The sequence below is a fragment of the Dysgonomonas hofstadii genome (assembly GCF_014196915.1).
Lineage (GTDB): Bacteria > Bacteroidota > Bacteroidia > Bacteroidales > Dysgonomonadaceae > Dysgonomonas > Dysgonomonas hofstadii.
Genome location: NZ_JACIEP010000022.1, coordinates 1 through 20106, shown reverse-complemented (window position 1 = coordinate 20106; position 20106 = coordinate 1). Strand labels below are relative to the sequence as shown.

Below are 20106 nucleotides of genomic sequence, written 5' to 3'. Positions count from 1 at the left end.
AACAAAACCTATAAATAGATATGAAAACTTTAAGAAATGTATTTTTAGTAATAGTAGGTATCTCGGCTTTCTATTCCTGCTCTTCATCCAACAAGCCCGAGGATAAAGATAGAACCATAGTGAAAGTCGAAGTTTACACTCCAACTCAGTCATCTAACGAAGGCTTTTATCTTAGTGGTGAGGTCACAGCCAAGCAAACGGCCAATATCAGCACTCGTATGATGGGTTATATAACCAAAATATATGTGAAACCAGGCGACAAAGTAGCGTCAGGGCAACTCCTCGTATCTATTAGCAGCGATGATATTCTGGCAAAAAAAGCACAGGTACAGGCTATGATTACCGAAGCTGAAGCCGCGTCAAAGAATGCGCAGCGTGATTATGAGCGTTTCAAAACACTGCGCAGCCAAAACAGTGTATCAGACAAGGAACTCGAAGATGTGTCTTTGCAAAACACATCGATGAATGCGAAAGTGCAGATGGCTCGCCAGCAGATGAACGAAATAAATGCAATGCTTTCCTACACCAATATACGCGCACCATTCTCGGGAGTGGTAACACAAAAAATGCTGGACGAAGGCAGTATGGCAAACCCGGGAATGCCTATTCTGACGATTGAGCAGAGTGGCGAATTACAAATCGTAGCATCCATTCCCGAAAACTATATACCGTATGTCAAAATAGGAGATGTTGTCAAAATAGAGTTGAAATCATTAGGCACAACTATTGATGGAAAAGTATCGGAGCTTAGTCCGTCGGCATTCCGTACAGGGGGACAATATTCGATGAAGTTAGCTATCGACGCAAAAGATAAAACTAATATCCGCTCCGGCATGTATGTCAATATTTTGATACCGAATAAAACAGGAGAGGATATCTCTTCTAAAATTATGTTGGATAAAAACTCAATTGTTTATCGTGACCAACTGACAGGAGTATATGTAATAGACGATCAGAATCAAGCTAATCTTCGCTGGATACGTTTAGGTAAGACAATCGGCAATCAGGTAGAAGTACTTTCCGGCTTGAGCCAAAATGACAGAATTGTATCTAAAGCCGAAGGCAAATTATATAACGGAGTAAAAGTATCTGTAAATAAGTAAAATTATGGAAAACGGAATTTCAGGAAAAATAGCCGGAGCGTTTATCAAGTCAAAATTGAGTATCCTGCTCATGTTTGCCTTTATGCTCTTAGGACTGTTCAGCATATATTTCATTCCGCGCGAAGAAGAGCCTCAAATAGAAGTCCCTATGGCGGATATTATGATTGGTTATCCCGGGGCAACACCTCAGGAAGTAGAATCGGGAGTAATACAACCTATCGAAAAGATCATTTCGAATATCAAAGGGGTAGAGCATGTATATTCTACCTCTATGAATGGTATGGGTATGCTTACTGTACAATTCTTTGTGGGTGAAGATGTCGAGCGTTCGTTGGTTAAGCTCTACAATGAGATGATGAAGAATATGGATCGTATGCCACAAGGCGCAACTATGCCTTTGGTGAAATCGCGAGCCATAGACGATGTTCCTGCATTAGCTTTCACTCTTTGGAGTGATAAGATGGGCGATTATCAGATACGTCAGGTAGCAGAAGTGGTTGGCAACGAAATAAAGAAAATACCGGATGTAGCACAAGTCAATGTTGTAGGAGGACAGAGCCGTCAGGTAAAGGTCATGCTCGATAAGGATAAAATGGCACAGAGTAAACTAGACTTTGGAGCTATAACCCAAACTCTACAAGCGAACAATGCCCAAATGCAAAGCGGAAATATCGTAACAGGCGATATGGTTTATTCAGTGCAAACAGGCAATTTTTTTACCAATGTGGAAGAAGTGAAAAATCTGATTGTCGGAACAAATGATAATCAACCGGTCTATCTGTATCAAATCGCAGAAGTAGAAGACGGCCCCGAAGTCCCTAAACAATATGTTTCGTTTGGATATGGTGCTGCGTCGGGCGATAAAAAAGCGGATATGCCCGATGACTATTCTGCCGTAACTATTTCCATTGCTAAGAAAAAAGGTGCAGACGCCATGAAGCTGGCAGAGGTAGTGATCAACAAAGTAGAGCATCTGAAAAAAGATGTTATCACTAATGATATACATGTTGACGTTACCCGTAACTACGGAGAAACGGCATCACATAAAGTATCCGAATTGCTTTTTCACTTGTCTATTGCCATTGTGGTAGTAACCCTGTTTGTGATGTTGGCAATGGGCTGGCGTGGCGGATTGGTAGTATTTCTTTCCGTGCCTGTAACGTTTGCCCTGACTCTTTTTGCTTATTACTTCTTGGGATATACACTCAATCGTATTACACTGTTTGCTTTGGTGTTTGTTACAGGTATTGTTGTGGATGACTCCATTGTGATTGCGGAAAATATGCACCGTCACTTCAAGATGAAGAAACTACCACCGTTACAAGCTGCGCTATATGCTATCAATGAGGTAGGGAATCCGACTATCTTGGCAACGCTGACTGTTATCGCTGCCGTACTGCCCATGGCATTCGTATCGGGAATGATGGGTCCATATATGAGTCCGATGCCTATAGGTGCATCCATAGCCATGATTTTCTCTTTACTGGTAGCTCTGACATTGACTCCATATTTCGGCTATTTATTCTTAAGACATAAAGATAAAAAAGGAGAAGAACACGAAAGTGAAGAAAAAGAAACAGATTTGCACGAAACGAAAATATACAAATTATATGCTAAAATAGTAACACCGTTTTTGGAAAGCAGAAAACGCCGCTGGACATTTATGATTGGCTTAACTGTCGTTTTACTAGGATCGTTTGTGTTGTTTTATACAAAATCTGTTCCGGTAAAAATGTTGCCTTTCGACAATAAGAATGAATTTCAAGTAGTGATAGATATGCCGGAGGGAACGACATTGGAACGTACTGCCGCCGTAGCTAAAGAATTAGCTGTGTATATCAGTCGGAATGATAAGGTAACGAATTATCAAACTTATGTGGGAACATCCGCTCCTATCAGCTTTAACGGGTTGGTTCGCCATTATGATATGCGCATGGGTGATAATGTGGCCGATATACAAGTCAACCTTGTTGATAAAGGAGAACGTAGTGAACAGAGTCATGATATAGCTACATCAGTGCGTGCCGATTTGCAAGCTATCGGTAAAAAATACAATGCCAATGTAAAAGTGGTGGAAGTTCCTCCGGGTCCTCCTGTCATGTCTACCATTGCAGCCGAAGTATATGGCCCTGACTATGAACAACAAATAGCTGTAGCCAAACAGGTGAAAGATCTGTTGGCGCAAACTGACAATGTAGTCGATGTGGATTGGTCGGTAGAAGATGCTCAGACCGAATATAAATTTGAGGTGGATAAAGACAAAGCGATGAAATTGGGCATTCCGAATGCGCAAGTGGTTCAGAATATGAGAGCGGCTTTGTCGGGTATGTCCGTGGGTGTGTTGCATCAACCTGCGTCTGTCAATCAAGTTGGTATTATCCTTCAATTGCCTGAAAAAGAGAAATCTACTATTGAAGATGTATTAAGCCTAAAAGTGGTGAGTCAACAAGGAATGGCTATTCCTGTAGGCGATTTAGTGAAGGTTACAAAAGGAGAAAAAGAAAAGAGTATTCATCGCAAAGATCAGAAGCGTGTAGTGTATATATTAACCGAAGTTGCAGGAAGTTTGGAAAGTCCGATATATCCTATTACGGAAGTGTCTGATAGATTATCGCAGGTAAAACTTCCCGAAGGATATACTTTGTCGGAAGAATATAGTGAGCAACCAAAATATGAAGACAACTTTTCCTTAAAGTGGGATGGCGAATGGCAGATAACATATGAGGTATTCCGTGATTTGGGGCTGGCTTTTCTATTTGTACTGATCATTATCTATGTGCTGATTGTGGCTTGGTTTCAAAACTTTATTACACCCTTGGTACAATTGGCAGCTATACCGTTATCCTTGATTGGTATCATATTCGGGCATTGGATTATGGGAGCTTACTTTAGTGCTCCGTCAATGATTGGGTTTATAGCTCTTGCCGGAATCATGGTGCGAAATTCGGTATTACTTATCGACTTTATCGACATACGGCTCAAAGACGGCATCCCGTTGAAACAGGCTGTTATCGAAGCAGGGGCTGTACGTACAACGCCTATAGTTTTGACAGCAGGAGGTGTAGTTCTGGGGGCTATTGTAATTCTGTTCGATCCTATATTTCAAGGTCTGGCAATCTCGCTGATGGGAGGAACAATAACCTCTACCGTACTTACATTGATTGTAGTACCACTACTGTATTATAAAATGTTGAAAAGAAAGTAAAATGATTATGAAGCTATTAGTTGTATTAAGTATAAAAGAGTATCAGGAGCAGGTAGCAAGCCTACTCCAAGATGCCGGAGTGAAACGATTCAGTGTGACCAATATCACTGGCTATAAAAAGAAAGAGGAAAATTTGGGCTGGTTTGCGGCTAATGCGAGCAATGCTAAAACAAACTCTATAATGCTTTTCAGCTTTGTGACAAAAGAAATTGCTGATAATGCTATTACAGAGATTGACAGTTGTAATATTGAAACGAATAATCCTTTTCCTGTACATGCTTTTGTCCTTGATGTAGAAAACTTCTCTAAATTGATTTGATTATGAAACGTGAATATATTATCCGTATAGTAGCAGGCACAATGGTTCTGATTGGTATTTCGTTGGCTTATTTTGTTTCCATCGGATGGCTGTTGTTGCCTGCATTTGTGGGAGTGAATCTGATACAGTCTTCATTTACTAAATTTTGTCCGTTGGAAATCCTGCTCGATAAATTAAACATTAAACGGTGAATTGATTAATAAGTTTCTGAGAGAGCAAAACCGAATTCTGAAATCGTCTTTTGCTCTCTTTTTTAGATATGAAAACAATATTTTATATAATAATCGTATTGTTTATCCTCATTATACACATACCCAGGGTCTACTCACAAGAAAATACGATCTTACAGGTAGATAGTATTTCACTTCGGAATAACTATCTGAATGAGATGCAGTCAATAAATGTATTGAAACATAGACCGATTGAAGTTTCAGAAGACCTTGTAAGGTCTGTACTAGACAAGCAGGCTCCTTTTGCGGTGTATAAGGATAATTATATGGTAACGGGAATCCCTTTAAACAAATCGGTAACCCGTAAAACAGCGGATGCATTCTTCCAGTTTAGTATTCGCCACAGAGTTACCAGAAGCGTCTTGCCATTCAATTCGTTTTTGTACATTATTTATTCTCAAAAGTCATTCTGGGATATTTATGACAAATCGAGCCCTTTCCGCGATACGAATTACAATCCCGGAATAGGAGTCGGACGCTACATTATCAAAAACAACAAACTGAAAGGAGCGGTAATGGTTTCTCTGGAACATGAATCGAATGGAAAAGCAGGAGAAGATTCTCGTAGTTGGAACTATCTGAATCTGTCAGCCAAATATTTCTATAATATGCGCTTATCGGCTAAAGCTCAAGTGTATCTACCTTATGTGGATGGAGGTAATAATAAAGATTTGTTACGTTATAAAGGTTATGGTATCTTTTCGGTTAATTATATTGATAGTAAAAATTTATGGTGGTTCAGTCTTAATATAATCCCACGGGATCAGTTTATAAACCCTAATTTACACACATCTTTATCATTTAGAGTATCGAAAAATTCAAATCAATACTTAACTTTGGATTATTATGCCGGTTATGGAGAAGGGTTGCTGAATTACAAAAAATATACAAATCAGGTAAGAATAGGATTTACGATAAAACCGGATTTCTTCAGTGCATATTAACAAAAAATGAATGACTATGAATAATAAATGGGACGAAAGTTACAATATGGAAGAATACCGCTATGGAGAAGCTCCAAATCTATTCTTCAAGCAAATCATCGATACGCTTCCAACAGGAAAAATTCTTCTTCCGGCTGATGGAGAGGGACGGAATGGTGTATATGCAACAACAAGGGGATGGAGTGTAGACGCTTTCGACCAAAGCCAGCAAGCTAAAGAAAAAGCCTTGCGTTTGGCTCAAAAGAATAGCGTGAATATTTCATTCAAAGTGATTGATTTCGAAGATATCTCTGAAAATTATATTGTCGACTCCTATGATGTAATTGCTCTTACCTATGTTCACCTACCGGAACAATTAAAAGAGAAATATCACAGGTCGTTATTGCCTTTGTTGAAAACCGGAGGGCATATTATTATTGAAGGATTCGGTAAAGAACATGTAAAACATCAGCAACAAAACCCATTAGCCGGAGGTCCGCCATATGTGGATATGATGTATTCGAAGCAAGAAATTCTCTCTATCTTTGATTCGATGGAGATCGATCTTTTAGAAGAAAAAGAAATAAGACTGGCAGAAGGTATAGGACATAATGGTAAAGCTTCTGTTATACGCTTTGTAGGCAAAAAGATATAAAAAAACAAAGGCACAGGTTCTCATTACCTGTGCCTCTATTGTATAACTTATAAAAAACTCTACTGAGTCAATTTTCAAGGTTTAATAAAATTGATATATCTCCGTTCCTCCGAGAATAGTAAAGCAGTCTTTATCAATGCCAGATGGGAATACGCCTGAGGGAAATTCCCCATCATACGCTTGGTTTCGAAATCCAGATCCTCACTAAATAATCCCAGATGATTAGAATACGTCAGTAGCTGATCAAATATTTTCCGGGCTTCGCCTTTCTCTCCAATCATAAACAATGCACGAGTTAGCCAAAAAGTACAGATAGTAAAAGCAGAAGAGGGCAAACCAAAGTCATCATCAACTTTATATCGATACATCAATCCATTATGATATAATTCATCTTTTATACGCTTTACCGTTTTTATATAGCGATCATTACCTGCATCTATAAAACCATACTGTTCCATCAAAAGCAATGATGAATCCATATGCGTATTATCATAAGCTTGAGTAAAACTTTGAATCTGATCGTTCCAGCCATTGAGCATCACATCTTCTTTTATAGCCATCGCTTCTTTTTGCCATGCTGATACATAATCGGCCTGATTTAAAAGTTTAGCTATCTCTATTGCTCTGTCAAGAGCTACCCAACACATTACCTTCGAGAAGACAAAATGCTTTTCGATGTTACGGAACTCCCATATACTCTGATCAGGATTTCGCCAAACAATATAAACCGTTCTGATGATCGATTTAACAACTTCCCACATTTCTTCCAACTCGCCCAATGTCCCAGGAAAACGGAAATAATAGCTATGTATAACATCCATCAAATAGCCGAAAGTGTCATTTTGTTTTTGGAAATATGCGGCATTACCGATTCTTACCGGTTGGGAATTTTCATATCCTGCCAAATGAGGTAATATCTCTTCTTTTAACGTACGGCTACCATCTATTCCATACATAATTTGTAAAGAATCTGATTTAGATTTCAATATATCCTTTACAAAGGACATAAACCGTTTCGCTGTCGAATGATGTCCAAGCTCTATGAGCGTTTCTATAGACATAGATGCATCACGAATCCAACAAAATCGATAATCCCAGTTGCGGACTTCACCTATTGTCTCCGGAATACTGGTGGTCAGAGCTGCCATAATAGCTCCAGATGACTCATAACACATCAATTTAAGAGCTAACAAACTGCGACAGATATAGTCATTATATTCTACAAATTTTCGGGAACGATTATTCCAGTTCAACCAGTAAATTTTTGTACGCTGATATTCTAGATAAGCACGGTCGATATCTATATTTGCTAATTTCTGACTATACGACAATAACATGTATTGATCCTGCTCCAGAATAATTTCTTCTTGATTTAATATGGAATCAAAGTCAATACTTGAATATAAATAGATGTTATCAGTCCCATCTGCTAAAGAAAATGTTCTTATAAAGTCGGTAAACTTTTTATGTATGACTGAATCTCTAGCGTAATTCATTACAGGAGTATAATTTATCCTGAAACGCGGTTTACCTTCAATAAGCCTTACATAACGATAGATCTCGGAAGGTATATAATACTCGTCTTCACGAGTCTTATATCTTGGCATAAAATCAAGTACTTCAAATACACCCTCATCAGAAGCAAAGCGAGTACCAAGTATATTTGTTTCTTTAAAGTAATTTTGTGTAATACGATAGCCATCAGAAACAATGAATGAAAAACTCCCACCTTTATCATTATCTAACAATTTAGAAAATACAGATGGAGAATCGAATACCGGAAAACAAAGCCAATCGATGCTTCCCTCTTTTGATATTAAAGCAGCCGTTTTACAATTTCCAACTACACCGTAATCTAGATTATCCATAAGCAATCAAATTATTTTATTAGTTTTTTCAAAAAATCAATGTTTAAATCTTGTTTTGGAATATTATACCGCGCTGCATTTGATGGGTCTCCTACTTTTATAGTAATAGCGGTATCCGGCAATGCCATAAACATTTCTTCATCAGTTGTATCATCTCCTATAGCCATCACAAAATCGTATTCACTTTGATTCATTAGCCTTAAAGCTTCTGAGCCTTTATTAAATTCACCTGACTTAATTTCTACAATCTTATTTCCCTTCATTATCTGCAAGTTCTGTCTCGACGTTGGATTTATCAAGGCATTTATCAGTTGTGTTACACGTAGGTCTGCTAGCCAGACATCAACATCCCTGTAATGAAAGACCAAGGCTGTCTCTTTTATTTCCAGTTTCGAACGTGGAGTCTTTTTAACTGTATGTTTAATTATGTCTATTATCTCTTGATCCCATTCAATTTTCTGCACTTTACTTTTCCATATACCATGTTCTTTATAAAACATACCATGTTCGGCAGCCATGTCCAAAGGTAAATGTCCTAACCAATCTTCAAGTGTCTGTTTATCCCTACCACTACTTATTATCATTTTATTATGGCTATCGGCACACATTTTTTCTAAAAGATCAAGAACGTCAATCGTTGGTGATGCTTTCATCGGATTGCGGTGAAACGAAACCAATGTGCCATCATAGTCTAAAATAATCAGACGTTTTTCTGCTTTTTGATATGCATCTTTTATTTCATTGAAGTTTTTTTGTACAATTATTTTCTTTTGTAATTCTTTATTTTTCTTTTTTACTAAGACCAATTCATCTATAAAATCTTTGGCCCATTGTCCAACATGTTGAGAAGAAATAATCTCTTGCATATTTGAGATAGTTGCTTTTTGTTCCTCTTCTGGCATTTCCAGTGCTTGAAGAAGAGCATTTTCTATTTCTTTTATATTAGTTGGATTCACTATCAGTGCATCAGATAGCTCAATAGATGCTCCGGCCATTTCACTTAAAATGAGCACTCCTTTCCCATCTCGTTTTGTTGCAATATACTCTTTTGCAACAAGATTCATTCCATCCCTAAAAGGGTTAACTAAACAGATATCCGATATATGATATAAAGCGGCGATCTCTTCGAAGACGAATGACCTATAAAAATAATTGATTGGTTGCCATCCTGCTGTCGCATACTTACCATTGATAGCTCCCACCTTCTGGTCTATATCTTCTTTCAGTTTTGCATAAATATCAACATTGTCTCTTGATGGAGCGACAATCATAATGAGGCTAACCTTTCCTCTGTATTGGGGTTGGTTCGCCAGAAAGTCTTCAAAACACCTTAAACGCATAAGAATACCTTTACTATAGTCGAGCCTATCTACAGATAATATAAGCTTGCTGTTACCAAACTCACCTCGTAGTTTATCAGCTTGCTTCTTTATATCCGGATTTAGTAAAGCATTGTGATACATATCATAGTTTATTCCCATTGGAAAAGCATCCACATCTACGATTCTGTCATCTAAATGAATTTCATCGAGGTTACAATCTAATTTCAGTACCCGGTAAACAGCACTAATGAAATGTCTCATATATCCATGCGTATGGAAAGCAACAAGATCGGCACCTAACAGACCGTTTAAAATATCACTTCTTTCGGGCAAGCACCTAAATAATTCATAAGAAGGAAATGGTATATGATGGAAATAACCAATACTGACTCCAGGTATTCGGTCTCTTATCATTCGAGGTAAAAGCATCAATTGATAGTCCTGAATCCAAACAATATCACTAGGTTCTATTATTTGCATTGCTTTTTCACAGAATAAAGCATTCACCTCCTTATATACAGACCAGTAGTCATTATTGTACCTTACATTGCTAAAAAAATAATGAGAAAGCGGCCAAATTACACTGTTACTGTATCCTTCATAATAATTTTCTATTTGTGAAGGGGTAAGATTTACCGAATGAAAGTTTAGATCAGCCAGTTGTTTGTCTATTTTTTCTTGTTCACGCAGATCATCAAGATACATTCCAGTCCAACCGATCCAATGTGTTTCCATATTTGTCTCTAATGAGTTCAGTCCGGTTGAAAGACCACCTGAGCTAGGAACGACCTTGTACTCATTTTCCTCTTCCACTACTTTCAGTGGTAATCTATTAGATATAATAATCAACTTCATAAAATAATTTTTGTATCGGGCAGGGCAGTCCGATTATTAAAAATGGAATAATTCGCTTGAACACAGAAGGATGTAGTGAACCTATAGAAACTTTATTATCCTCAGATTAATTATCATATGAAGCCCAAAAGAGTAACCTAAATTCCTTTAAGAAAACTGAATTATATATTGGCTATATTTCGGATCAACTCCGCTTAAATAAGGTATCTACCGAATAAGTAGATTTTAAAGAAGAAAAAACAATATTGTTTTCAATGTATTCAAGACTTTTACAAAGATAATAAAATTTGCCTAACCTATGAAATTACACGGAAATTAGATCTTTTATCCAAAATCTAACTTACTAATACGTAGTGGTTCTTGTTGCGTATTTGCAACTTGTTTTATAGTAGAAAAAAGAGAGAACAAATCGTCAATAGATAAAAATTTTATCTTTTTATAATAGATTCTAGTGTTTGAGGTATATCAAACTCAGCACATTTTATCGATTCAAGTTTCTTCTTGCCCAGATCAGTCAAAGCAAAATACATCTGGCGCTTATCCTCCTTACCTACAATACGTCTGATAAGCCCTTTCTTTTCGACCGATTTTATCACTTTCGATGTATTCGAATTGCTCAATCCCAATACACTAGCCAATTCATTGGATGAATATTTCTGAGCATTCAGCGAACATAGCAGCATCCCTTCGTTCAGTCCAAGATCATATAATTGCTGAAAGTTTAACTCAAAGTCATAAATAGCCCGATACACATCCCTGATCTGGCATAATGTTCTTACTTGCGAATTATTTGTATTGTCTGCCATTTTAGTCTAAATTTATATTTACTGTTACTCTTTTAATAAAAGATTATCAATAGCCTCCTTCAGTTGCTGTTTTGGTAATGCTCCTGCACCCATTTGAGGTTGTCCGGTCATCGGAACAAACAGTAAAGAAGGTATGCTTCTTATCCCAAACGCAGACGCTAGTTCAGGTTCAGTTTCCGTATTTATCTTATAAATATATATACGACCTCCGTATTCTGCGGCCAATTCATCCAGCACCGGAGCTATAGCTTTACAAGGGCCACACCAATCAGCATAGAAATCAATCAATGCCGATTTATCCCCTAAATATTTCCATTCAGTAGGATTTGTTTCAAAATTAGCAACTTTTGACAAGAATTCTGCTTTTGTTAAATGTATTGTTGTCATTTTATCTTCTTTTTTAATTGTTTCTTTTGTTTGACTTTTTGTCTCAGCTGTGTTATTACAAGAAATAAGCAATAATGCCACAAGTGGAAGTAGTATTGTATACTTCATTTTTAATCCGGTTTATATTTTTTTATCTGATCTCCATAAATATTTTCTTTGTACTTATTGTCTGTATAGCACCCTGCGGAGCCACAACAGGAAATATTCATAATTGCCTGAAAAAGTAGCAATCCACCTAAAACTAAAAACATATAATCCTTCGTAGATATTGAATAGATAGCTATCAACACTCCCAACAATAAACGAATTATCCGGGCTGCATCCCATTTCTTTAATATGCGTTTCATTCTGTTACTCATTAAAATTAAACCAGCTTCCGCCATTATATACTTTCTGAAAACCTTTATTCTTTAAGAGAGTCACCGCACTGCGACTACGCATACCACTGGCACATATAGCAATAATCGGTTTATCTTTTTTTAGTTTCGATAAATTACTATTCAAACTATCCAGAGGAATATTGACTGAGTTTGTTGCTGCTCCCTGTTTATATTCTTCTTTTGTTCGGACATCCAGAAGTATAGCTCCATTCTCTAAGAGAACTTTAAAATCAGCTTTGTCCTCCAATCCGAGTAATCTGCTAAGAAATCCCGCCATATTATTTATTTTATTTTTGTTTTTTTTATTTCTTTTAAAAATTCCTCCGAATAAGCCTCCCAATAAAACTCCGTATAGAGTACTGATTGTAGGTGATGACGTTATGGGACAAGTACCGGTACTACATCCAATATACCTCCAATACATATATCCACCTATTGCTCCGATAAGTGCTCCTAAGAGATATGTCCAATTGTTTTTTATTATTTGCATATTTAATTGCGTTTATATTTCTTACAAAGATAATATATTATTTCCATTAGAATATAGTTCCATAAGAAATAATGTATTTAAAACTCTAATTTTGTTTAAATACGGAGTGATGGCTGAATTTTTCTATTATAAAGAGTATTCTGCTATTGCTGTTGCATAGGTTGTATAACCTCCTGACAGATTTAGAACATTAGAAAATCCATATTGTGCTAATATCCGCGAAGCAATATACCCGCGTAAGCCGACAGCACAATAGATTAAAACGTCCTTCTCTTTTGGTATTTCTTTAATCCGGGAACGCAGTTCATCCAGGGGGATGTTCATCGCACCCTTGATATATCCTTCGCTGCATTCTTCTGAAGTACGGACATCTAACAGGGTCGTTTTGGCGAGATTTATTTTTCCAATATCCCGCCATTGGGCTACTTTCATCTTTCCTTTAAGAATATTATCAGCTACAAAACCAGCCATATTGACAGGGTCTTTAGCCGATGAATAAGGCGGGGCATATGCATGCTCAATATCCATCAGATCGTAAATTGTACCTCCTTTTTTTATAACCTCAGAAAACAACTCAATTCTTTTGTCGGCTCCTTCTTTTCCTACAACCTGAGCTCCCAAAAGCTTTCCATTCAAGGGGGAGAAATTAACCTTTACTGACAATTGAGATGCTCCGGGATAGTATCCCGCGTGTGAACTTCCATGAGTAAAAGATGATATATGCTCAATACACTCCCTGTTCAGCACTTTGGATGAAAGTCCTGTCGCCGCAACGGTTAGGTCAAACACCTTAGCTATAGATGTGCCGATAGTTCCCGGGTAGATATATTTGTTATCCTCCAGTATGTTATCTGCAACAATACGGGCTTGTTTATTGGCCGGACCCGCCAAAGGAATCAACATCTGTTTAGTTATTACCGGATTCAGTACTTCCACGGCATCACCCAAGGCATAGATATTGTTATCACTCGTCTGCATATAACTATTAACTTTAATCCCTCCTGTCGTTCCAAGTTCCAGCCCTGCATCTTTTACAATCTTAATATCGGGACGAACACCAATACTGAAAATAACCATATCGGAGATAAGTTCTCTACCGCTTTCCAATACTATTCTAACGCCGTTTTCTTCTTCGAGGAAAGAAGTCACTCCTTCTTTCAGATAAAGCTCTACTCCTTTCTGCCTAAGTTGCTGATGAACTATTGCGGCCATGGAAAAATCAATTGGAGCCATAACCTGATCCGCCTTCTCCACTAACTGTACTTCAAGTCCTGCATTATGTAAATTTTCTACCATTTCCAGTCCGATAAATCCTCCGCCGATGACAACTGCTTTTTGGGGTTTATGAGTTATAAGAAAGTTTTTGATTTTATCGGTATCAGGTACATTACGGAGTGTAAATATCTTTCTGCTATCGATGCCTTTGATTGGAGGTTTCACCGGTTCTGATCCGGTAGATAGAATAAGTTTGTCATAAGATTCAGTATATTCTTTATTTGTGATAAGGTTTTGTATGGTTATACTTTTATTTTCCCTATTGATACAGATTACTTTCTGCAATACCCTGATGTCTATCTTGAATCGCTTAGAAAATCCATCTACAGTTTGGACGAAAAGATTATCTCTGTCCGCTATTGTACCTCCGATATAATATGGTAATCCACAATTGGCATAAGAAATATATTCGCCTCTTTCAAATAAAATAATTTCAGCCTGTTCATCCATTCTCCTTAAACGGGCTGCAACAGATGCTCCCCCGGCAACTCCTCCTACAATTAATATTTTCATATATTTATTTTTTTAATAAAATGGTTTATAAGATCTGTCTGAAATTTTGGTTAGTCCATAAACTTAGCCAATGACTTAATAAGTTCTCTATATTCACCTTCAGATCTCTGTATTTCTTTCTTTTTCTCCAGTCCCTTTTCCGTTAATGAAAAAAGCATCTGCCTTTTATCGGCTTGTCCCATTGTCCTTATAATATATTCCTGCTGCTCTAAGCTACTCAGAATTTTAGATGTCCGGGAGTTCGATACGTCAAGCTGGCCGGACAGATAACCCGCACAGGAGCTTCTTGTTTCGGGCAAAGAATATATAATAATAGCTTCATTTAATGTGATGCCATTGTTTTCTAAAAACACTTTTTCGAGTCTATAAAGTATTTTCTGTATATTCTTTATTTTTGTAATTATGCACATATATTATAATTCCACTGGAAATAATAAACAAAGGAAATAAATATTTTAAGATTAGCAAACTTTCTTTCATGAAATGTTTGATCATATACGTTTTGTGAAAAATAGAAATTTACAACATCGGTTATACCATTCTATTAGTTCGTCTATATAGACTACTAATAGACACTACTCAAATACCAGAGGATAGAAGTTCGGGAGCTTATCTAATCAGAGTAATTTCTATGATTATGACGAAGTATACACCCTTTATTTCTAAAACAGTTATTTAGACAGCCGGGGGAGATTTATTTCAGATAAGATAAATGGAGTAAAACTAATGCATCAAAAGAAATAGCACGTTCTGATATTTGGCATTTCTACAATATAATTTAACACAGGTAGAGGAATAATTTAAAAGACCCTTGATTATTCCATTAAAATATTTCTACAAGTTCGGTCTTGATCAATCAATTAATTCTGTCAAAATAGACCCTAATTTCTTTTTCATTTAATCTTTTCATTAGCCAATTCTTTATTTTCTCCTGATCGTTCTTTGGAAGAATGCGTTTAGATGTGATCATAAATACACCAGTTTTCGCTCTATGCAAAGTATCATTCTGGGTATAGATATATGATTGGGCATACGAACAACTCTCTATATGAGGGTATAAAGGAGTCAACTCAGACAGTAATTGTTTGCCTATAAGATATTGGCTTTGTATACTGTCTATTTTTTGTTTATAATCAGCAATTTCTACATTTAAGCGGACTATTTGTTGCCGGGACCTCTCTTCTTCAGACTGAGCTTTTAGTCTATCCTTAGCTATATCATTATCTATGGCCAACCCTTGTTCTATTGTTATTTTCGCATCATCTAAAGAGAATAAGCTTGCCTGACCGATAATTGCATCTTTGTCTTCTTCTGTCAACGAAGATCCGCCGTATACCAAATTAATTTCTTTCCTGTTTGCAGCAACCTCATTGTTTAATAAATAATTCCCTTTGTATATTCCTACATAACGTGTATATTTTTCGGCATTTACTCTGAATTTCTCATTCTGGGACATCCGGTAACCCAAATATATACTGGGCAATATGATTATAATAAGAACGATTGATAAGCCCTGATTGATACGATTCTTTCTTGTCTCACTTATGTTGGTATCTCTGATCGGAAACTTCAACATTTGAGAAATTAAAACCGAAGCATAAGCAATACAAACAGTGTTGATGGTAAACAGATAGAATGCTCCATAGAAAAAAGAAAATTGGAGCGTAGCTAAACCGTAGCCGGCTGTACAGAGAGGTGGCATCAAGGCCGTAGCAATAGCAACACCGGGAATAACATTTCCTTTCTGCTTACTGCTGATTGCTATAATACCCGCAAATCCACCAAATAGAGCAATTAAAACATCATAAATCGTCGGACTGGTTCGGGCTAAAAGCTCTGAATGGGCTGTATGAACGGGGGTTATCGAAAAATAAACAGTGGATGCTATAAGGCTGGCCAGCACCGCAAAACCAAAGTTTTTTAATGACTGACGAAGCAATCCAAAATCATGAATAGCAATACTGTAACCCATTCCATTGATTGGCCCCATCAGTGGAGAAATAAGCATGGCTCCTATTATCACAGCGGTTGAATTGGTATTAAGCCCTACGGATGCTATGATTATCGCGCAAACTAATATCCATATATTCGTCCCCTTGAACGAAATCCCCTGTGTTATCGAATTATGGATTTCTTCAAAGTCTTCGGTTTGCTTTTGCAGACTAACGTAAGTGACTACTTTTCGTATGAAGTTATACATGCTATATATTATTAGTATTCAGACTATACACCTGATTTGAATAACCATGGAAAAGATACTTCTTTTTTATCAATTATATATTTACCAATCACACTTTTTCTATTTATGATTTTTGTTCTTGCTTATAAACTGTTTAATATCTTTGTTAGATCCATAAACAACCAAGATATCATTTTTTTCTAACATGGTATCGGGTGTTGGTATACCTTGAACGTCGGCAACAACTCTGGTTTTCCCTATTATGCTCTTCTTTTCTACATTTTTGATAACAGTCAACACGAGCATATTATATTCCTTACGAAAACCGATTTCTTCGATTGTCTTTCCAACAAGAATATCCGGCACTACAATCTCTACCATGCTGTAATTCTCATTTAACTCAAAAGAATCTACCATTCCCCGAAGCGTTAGTTTCTTGGCCCATCTTTCTGCGGTTTCTTCTTCCGGCCGGACAATCTCATGTACGCCGATTGCCTGTAAAACATTTTCTTGCAGAGGATTAAGAGATCTTCCTATAAGCCGTTTTACATTCAGGTTTTTAAACATGGCTGTCGCCATTATATTAGCACCTTGATCTTCTCCTATACAGACAATGACCACATCTGTATTCTTCAAGGGTAATGTTTCTACTGCAGCAGCATCTGTTACATTCAAACATGCAACATGTGTTATTTTATCTTTCAGTTCATTTACCCGTTGCATCTTTGTATCTACTCCGATTACCTCATTGCCCTGTGATGCTAACTTCTCAGCAAGTGAAGAACCGAATACACCGAGTCCGACAATAATATATTTCATTCTTTCTTCTTTTTAATTAATCAGTATCTCCTCCGATGGATAAGTATAATTAGACATCCTCACTTGCTTAAAGAAAGCAATAAGCAGCGTGAGTGTTGTTACACGTCCTATAAACATCAGTATTATCAGCACCAGTTTACTGGCAGAACTTAAACCGGGAGTTATCCCCAGACTCAGCCCGACTGTACTATAGGCCGAAACCGATTCAAATATAATATCTAATAGCCGCAAGCCTTCATCAAAATAGGAAATAAGTAATGAACCTATCCCCAAAACAACAACAGAAAGTGTCATCACCGCAAAAGCTCGTCTTATGGATGTTTCTGATACCTCCCGACTATACACCTCAATATTCTTTCGCCCTTTGGCCAAACTGATAAAGTTCAGAACGGCTATTGCAAATGTACTGGTTTTTATACCTCCTCCCGTAGAGGCAGGAGAAGCTCCGATCCACATCAAGATGATTATAATAATGAGTGACGATAGATGTAACTGATTAAAATCAACTGAATTGAACCCTGCTGTACGGGGCGTTGTCGCTGTAAATAGTGCTGTGACGAATTTCCCGATTCCCTGATGAGAAGCCAGTATATTATTATACTCGTTGATAAAAATAAGGATGGTTCCGATAACAATTAAAGAGATAGTTGTAACCAGATTTATCTTACTTCCCAGTTTCATCACCCAAGGCTTGTAAACGTCTTTTTTATGATTGAAAATCTGTAAGAATGTTCTTCTGATTAAATGTTTCAGGTATTTCAACAAATTGATTACAATCGGGAATCCTAATCCTCCGAGAACAAAAAGGAATATCAGGCTCAATTGGAATCTGTAGTTATCCACATATCCGTTTTCCATGATACCATGGGGCAATGTGGAAAAGCCTGCATTACAAAAAGCGGATATGGAATGAAATACTGAAAAATAAATCCGATCACTCAGACCAGGCATCAAAGCAGAACTTAAACTAGTAAAAATAAAGAAAGCCCCGACAGCTTCAATACCAACTGTTATAATTAATATCCGCTTTAAGGTCTTAAAAATTTCATCAATCTTCTCTATGTTAGAGATATTGCCCATCGTTAATTGATCCTCATAAGACGAGCCTCCCTTAAAGAAGTAGCTGAAATAACTGGCAAAAGTCAATATACCTAAACCGCCGGCCTGAATCATGACCATGATGACTGTTTGTCCGAACAGTGTAAAATCTTTACTTGTATCCAGTGCTACCAGACCTGTTACACAAACTGCACTCGTTGTTGTAAAAAGAGCATCTATCAGGCTGATGCTCCCGGTTGTGGATACCGGTAATAACAGTAAAATTGTCCCGATAAGAATCAGTCCTAAAAAACTGAGAACAAATAAGCGAGCCGGGTTTAATCCTATATATTTTATTCGGGATAACATTATTTATGCTTTACGGAACGGCTTAATGTGATATATCCTAATACTCCGCCAATGATAGAAGCTGCAAAAATACCAATCTTGGCTTGTACCATATATTCGGGATGAGTGAATGCCAAAGAAGTGATAAATAGCGACATGGTAAAACCAATAGATGCCAGCAAACCTAAACCAAACAGATTACGGACATTCATCCCTTGAGGGAATGGTGCGACTTTCAGCTTTATCAACAAAAGAGTAAAGCCAACCACACCTAACACTTTGCCCAATAGTAGGCCTAGAGCTACGCCTAAAGCTATATTCGTACTGAATAGTTGCTCAACATCAATATTGAGTGAAACCCCGGCATTGGCCAGAGCAAATATCGGTATGATAACAAATGTCACTAAAGGATGCATTCGATGTTCTAAGCGTTGCAATGGCGGAATGGCTTTATTGGTATCTATTTTTATTTCTTCCAACAAATGCAACTGGTCATTTGTAAGCGTCGGTATTTCGTTTTTAGGATCGACCTCCCTGAATTTATTCAGATAGTTCTTTATCCGTTCCACAAATAGATTCTCTCTTATTTTCACATCCGCAGGAATCATAAAGGCGGCAATAACAGAAGCTATTGTAGCATGTACTCCTGATAAGAGAAAAGATGTCCACACTCCGAGAATACCAAATATGGCGTAGAACAAAATACTCCGCACACCCATTTTATTGCCAACGAACATAATAAGAGCAAAGCCAAAACCAATAGCAAGGCTCATAAATGAAATATCGGATGTATAGAAAAATGCAATAACCAAGACAGCCCCCAGATCATCAACAATAGCCAATGCTGTTAGAAACACTTTCAGTGATAGTGGTATTTTACTCCCTAACAGATACAAAACACCCAATGCGAAAGCAATATCGGTTGCCATCGGTATTCCCCATCCGTGATGAACTTCTCCTGATGGATTCAGGATAATATAGATAAGTGCGGGTACGAGCATACCGCCGATTGCTGCACCGATAGGCAAAAGGGCTTTACGCGGATTGGATAATTCTCCTCCTACAATCTCCCTTTTGAGTTCTAAGCCCACTACAAAGAAGAAAACAGCCATCAGCCCGTCATTGATCCAGTGATGAATGCTATATTCAAAGAATGGAATGCCATCAAATATAAATCCCAGTTTATGCTCCAATAAATGAAAATAGTCTTCCGACCATGGGGAATTAGCTAAGATCATAGCAATGATAACACTCAGCCCGAGGACTATACCTCCGGCCTTTTCCTGTAATATAAATTGTATAATATAATTGAAAAGTAGTCCACTTAGTAATTGAAAAGTATACCACTAAGTGCTCTCGGATGAGATTGATTAAAGATATTTATTCTTCAT

Annotated in this window: 17 protein-coding genes and 2 pseudogenes; 6 read left to right on the top strand and 13 right to left on the bottom strand. The window is 37.3% G+C overall.

Annotated features, from left to right (window positions below; translation table 11 throughout):
* Positions 1-20: 20 nt before the first annotated feature.
* The 6 genes from GGR21_RS19290 (at position 21) to GGR21_RS19265 (ending at position 6435) form a co-directional block, all read left to right on the top strand.
* Positions 21-1103 (top strand): efflux RND transporter periplasmic adaptor subunit, encoded by a 1083-nt coding sequence (locus GGR21_RS19290; RefSeq protein WP_183308900.1) that lies wholly within the window; start codon positions 21-23, stop codon positions 1101-1103.
* A gap of 4 nt (positions 1104-1107) precedes the next feature.
* A complete protein-coding gene (locus GGR21_RS19285) occupies positions 1108-4308 on the top strand; it encodes an efflux RND transporter permease subunit (RefSeq protein WP_183308899.1) in 3201 nt (1066 codons plus the stop codon).
* Positions 4309-4315: 7 nt separating this feature from the next.
* Entirely contained in the window at positions 4316-4627 is a 312-nt protein-coding gene (locus GGR21_RS19280; protein ID WP_026625787.1) for a hypothetical protein, read from the top strand.
* 2 nt (positions 4628-4629) lie between these two features.
* Complete coding sequence (locus GGR21_RS19275; protein WP_006798296.1) at positions 4630-4818, top strand: YgaP family membrane protein; 189 nt, start codon at positions 4630-4632, stop codon at positions 4816-4818.
* Positions 4819-4886: 68 nt separating this feature from the next.
* Positions 4887-5801 (top strand): phospholipase A, encoded by a 915-nt coding sequence (locus GGR21_RS19270; RefSeq protein WP_246348128.1) that lies wholly within the window; start codon positions 4887-4889, stop codon positions 5799-5801.
* 16 nt (positions 5802-5817) lie between these two features.
* Entirely contained in the window at positions 5818-6435 is a 618-nt protein-coding gene (locus GGR21_RS19265; protein ID WP_183308898.1) for a class I SAM-dependent methyltransferase, read from the top strand.
* 74 nt (positions 6436-6509) lie between these two features.
* On the opposite strand, the gene GGR21_RS19260 is transcribed toward GGR21_RS19265, so the two are convergent.
* The 13 genes and pseudogenes from GGR21_RS19260 to nhaA form a co-directional block, all read right to left on the bottom strand.
* Positions 6510-8303 (bottom strand): glycoside hydrolase family 15 protein, encoded by a 1794-nt coding sequence (locus GGR21_RS19260; protein ID WP_183308897.1) that lies wholly within the window; start codon positions 8301-8303, stop codon positions 6510-6512.
* Between the two features lie 11 nt (positions 8304-8314).
* The gene (locus GGR21_RS19255; protein ID WP_183308896.1) at positions 8315-10480 is read right to left on the bottom strand and encodes a bifunctional alpha,alpha-trehalose-phosphate synthase (UDP-forming)/trehalose-phosphatase; all 2166 of its coding nucleotides are present in this window, start codon (positions 10478-10480) and stop codon (positions 8315-8317) included.
* Between the two features lie 428 nt (positions 10481-10908).
* Positions 10909-11286, bottom strand: coding sequence for a winged helix DNA-binding protein (locus tag GGR21_RS19250; RefSeq protein WP_006800614.1), 378 nt, complete (start codon positions 11284-11286; stop codon positions 10909-10911).
* A 24-nt stretch (positions 11287-11310) separates the two neighbouring features.
* Positions 11311-11781 carry a thioredoxin gene (trxA, locus tag GGR21_RS19245; protein ID WP_183308895.1) on the bottom strand — a complete coding sequence of 157 codons (471 nt, stop codon included), beginning with the start codon at positions 11779-11781 and terminating at the stop codon, positions 11311-11313.
* A 2-nt stretch (positions 11782-11783) separates the two neighbouring features.
* A complete protein-coding gene (locus GGR21_RS19240; RefSeq protein ID WP_026625791.1) occupies positions 11784-12020 on the bottom strand; it encodes a hypothetical protein in 237 nt (78 codons plus the stop codon).
* 4 nt (positions 12021-12024) lie between these two features.
* Positions 12025-12372, bottom strand: a complete 348-nt coding sequence (locus GGR21_RS19235) for a rhodanese-like domain-containing protein (RefSeq protein ID WP_349630702.1) — start codon at positions 12370-12372, stop codon at positions 12025-12027.
* Positions 12346-12543: pseudogene (locus GGR21_RS19230) on the bottom strand (DUF6132 family protein); the annotation flags it as partial. The pseudogene GGR21_RS19230 and the gene GGR21_RS19235, both read right to left, overlap by 27 nt.
* Before the next feature lie 138 nt (positions 12544-12681).
* Positions 12682-14331, bottom strand: a pseudogene (locus GGR21_RS19225) (CoA-disulfide reductase); the annotation flags it as partial.
* Positions 14332-14381: 50 nt separating this feature from the next.
* The gene (locus GGR21_RS19220; protein ID WP_183308893.1) at positions 14382-14741 is read right to left on the bottom strand and encodes a MarR family winged helix-turn-helix transcriptional regulator; all 360 of its coding nucleotides are present in this window, start codon (positions 14739-14741) and stop codon (positions 14382-14384) included.
* Positions 14742-15187: 446 nt separating this feature from the next.
* Positions 15188-16531 (bottom strand): TIGR00341 family protein, encoded by a 1344-nt coding sequence (locus tag GGR21_RS19215; RefSeq protein WP_026625793.1) that lies wholly within the window; start codon positions 16529-16531, stop codon positions 15188-15190.
* Between the two features lie 99 nt (positions 16532-16630).
* The gene (locus GGR21_RS19210; protein ID WP_026625794.1) at positions 16631-17329 is read right to left on the bottom strand and encodes a potassium channel family protein; all 699 of its coding nucleotides are present in this window, start codon (positions 17327-17329) and stop codon (positions 16631-16633) included.
* A gap of 12 nt (positions 17330-17341) precedes the next feature.
* Positions 17342-18736: a TrkH family potassium uptake protein gene (locus GGR21_RS19205; RefSeq protein ID WP_108821998.1), complete on the bottom strand. Its 1395-nt coding sequence runs from the start codon at positions 18734-18736 to the stop codon at positions 17342-17344.
* On the bottom strand, positions 18736-20019 hold the full coding sequence (nhaA, locus tag GGR21_RS19200; RefSeq protein ID WP_183308916.1) for a Na+/H+ antiporter NhaA: 1284 nt from the start codon (positions 20017-20019) through the stop codon (positions 18736-18738). Before nhaA ends, GGR21_RS19205 begins: the two co-directional genes overlap by 1 nt.
* Between the last annotated feature and the right edge of the window lie 87 nt (positions 20020-20106).

Bases quoted from the DNA above. Each gene is read 5' to 3' on its own strand.
- GGR21_RS19290 (WP_183308900.1), top strand. From the start codon at position 21: ATGAAAACTTTAAGAAATGTATTTTTAGTAATAGTAGGTATCTCGGCT.
- GGR21_RS19285 (WP_183308899.1), top strand. From the start codon at position 1,108: ATGGAAAACGGAATTTCAGGAAAAATAGCCGGAGCGTTTATCAAGTCA.
- GGR21_RS19280 (WP_026625787.1), top strand. From the start codon at position 4,316: ATGAAGCTATTAGTTGTATTAAGTATAAAAGAGTATCAGGAGCAGGTA.
- GGR21_RS19275 (WP_006798296.1), top strand. From the start codon at position 4,630: ATGAAACGTGAATATATTATCCGTATAGTAGCAGGCACAATGGTTCTG.
- GGR21_RS19270 (WP_246348128.1), top strand. From the start codon at position 4,887: ATGAAAACAATATTTTATATAATAATCGTATTGTTTATCCTCATTATA.
- GGR21_RS19265 (WP_183308898.1), top strand. From the start codon at position 5,818: ATGAATAATAAATGGGACGAAAGTTACAATATGGAAGAATACCGCTAT.
- GGR21_RS19260 (WP_183308897.1), bottom strand. From the start codon at position 8,303: ATGGATAATCTAGATTACGGTGTAGTTGGAAATTGTAAAACGGCTGCT.
- GGR21_RS19255 (WP_183308896.1), bottom strand. From the start codon at position 10,480: ATGAAGTTGATTATTATATCTAATAGATTACCACTGAAAGTAGTGGAA.
- GGR21_RS19250 (WP_006800614.1), bottom strand. From the start codon at position 11,286: ATGGCAGACAATACAAATAATTCGCAAGTAAGAACATTATGCCAGATC.
- trxA (WP_183308895.1), bottom strand. From the start codon at position 11,781: ATGAAGTATACAATACTACTTCCACTTGTGGCATTATTGCTTATTTCT.
- GGR21_RS19240 (WP_026625791.1), bottom strand. From the start codon at position 12,020: ATGAAACGCATATTAAAGAAATGGGATGCAGCCCGGATAATTCGTTTA.
- GGR21_RS19220 (WP_183308893.1), bottom strand. From the start codon at position 14,741: ATGTGCATAATTACAAAAATAAAGAATATACAGAAAATACTTTATAGA.
- GGR21_RS19215 (WP_026625793.1), bottom strand. From the start codon at position 16,531: ATGTATAACTTCATACGAAAAGTAGTCACTTACGTTAGTCTGCAAAAG.
- GGR21_RS19210 (WP_026625794.1), bottom strand. From the start codon at position 17,329: ATGAAATATATTATTGTCGGACTCGGTGTATTCGGTTCTTCACTTGCT.
- GGR21_RS19205 (WP_108821998.1), bottom strand. From the start codon at position 18,736: ATGTTATCCCGAATAAAATATATAGGATTAAACCCGGCTCGCTTATTT.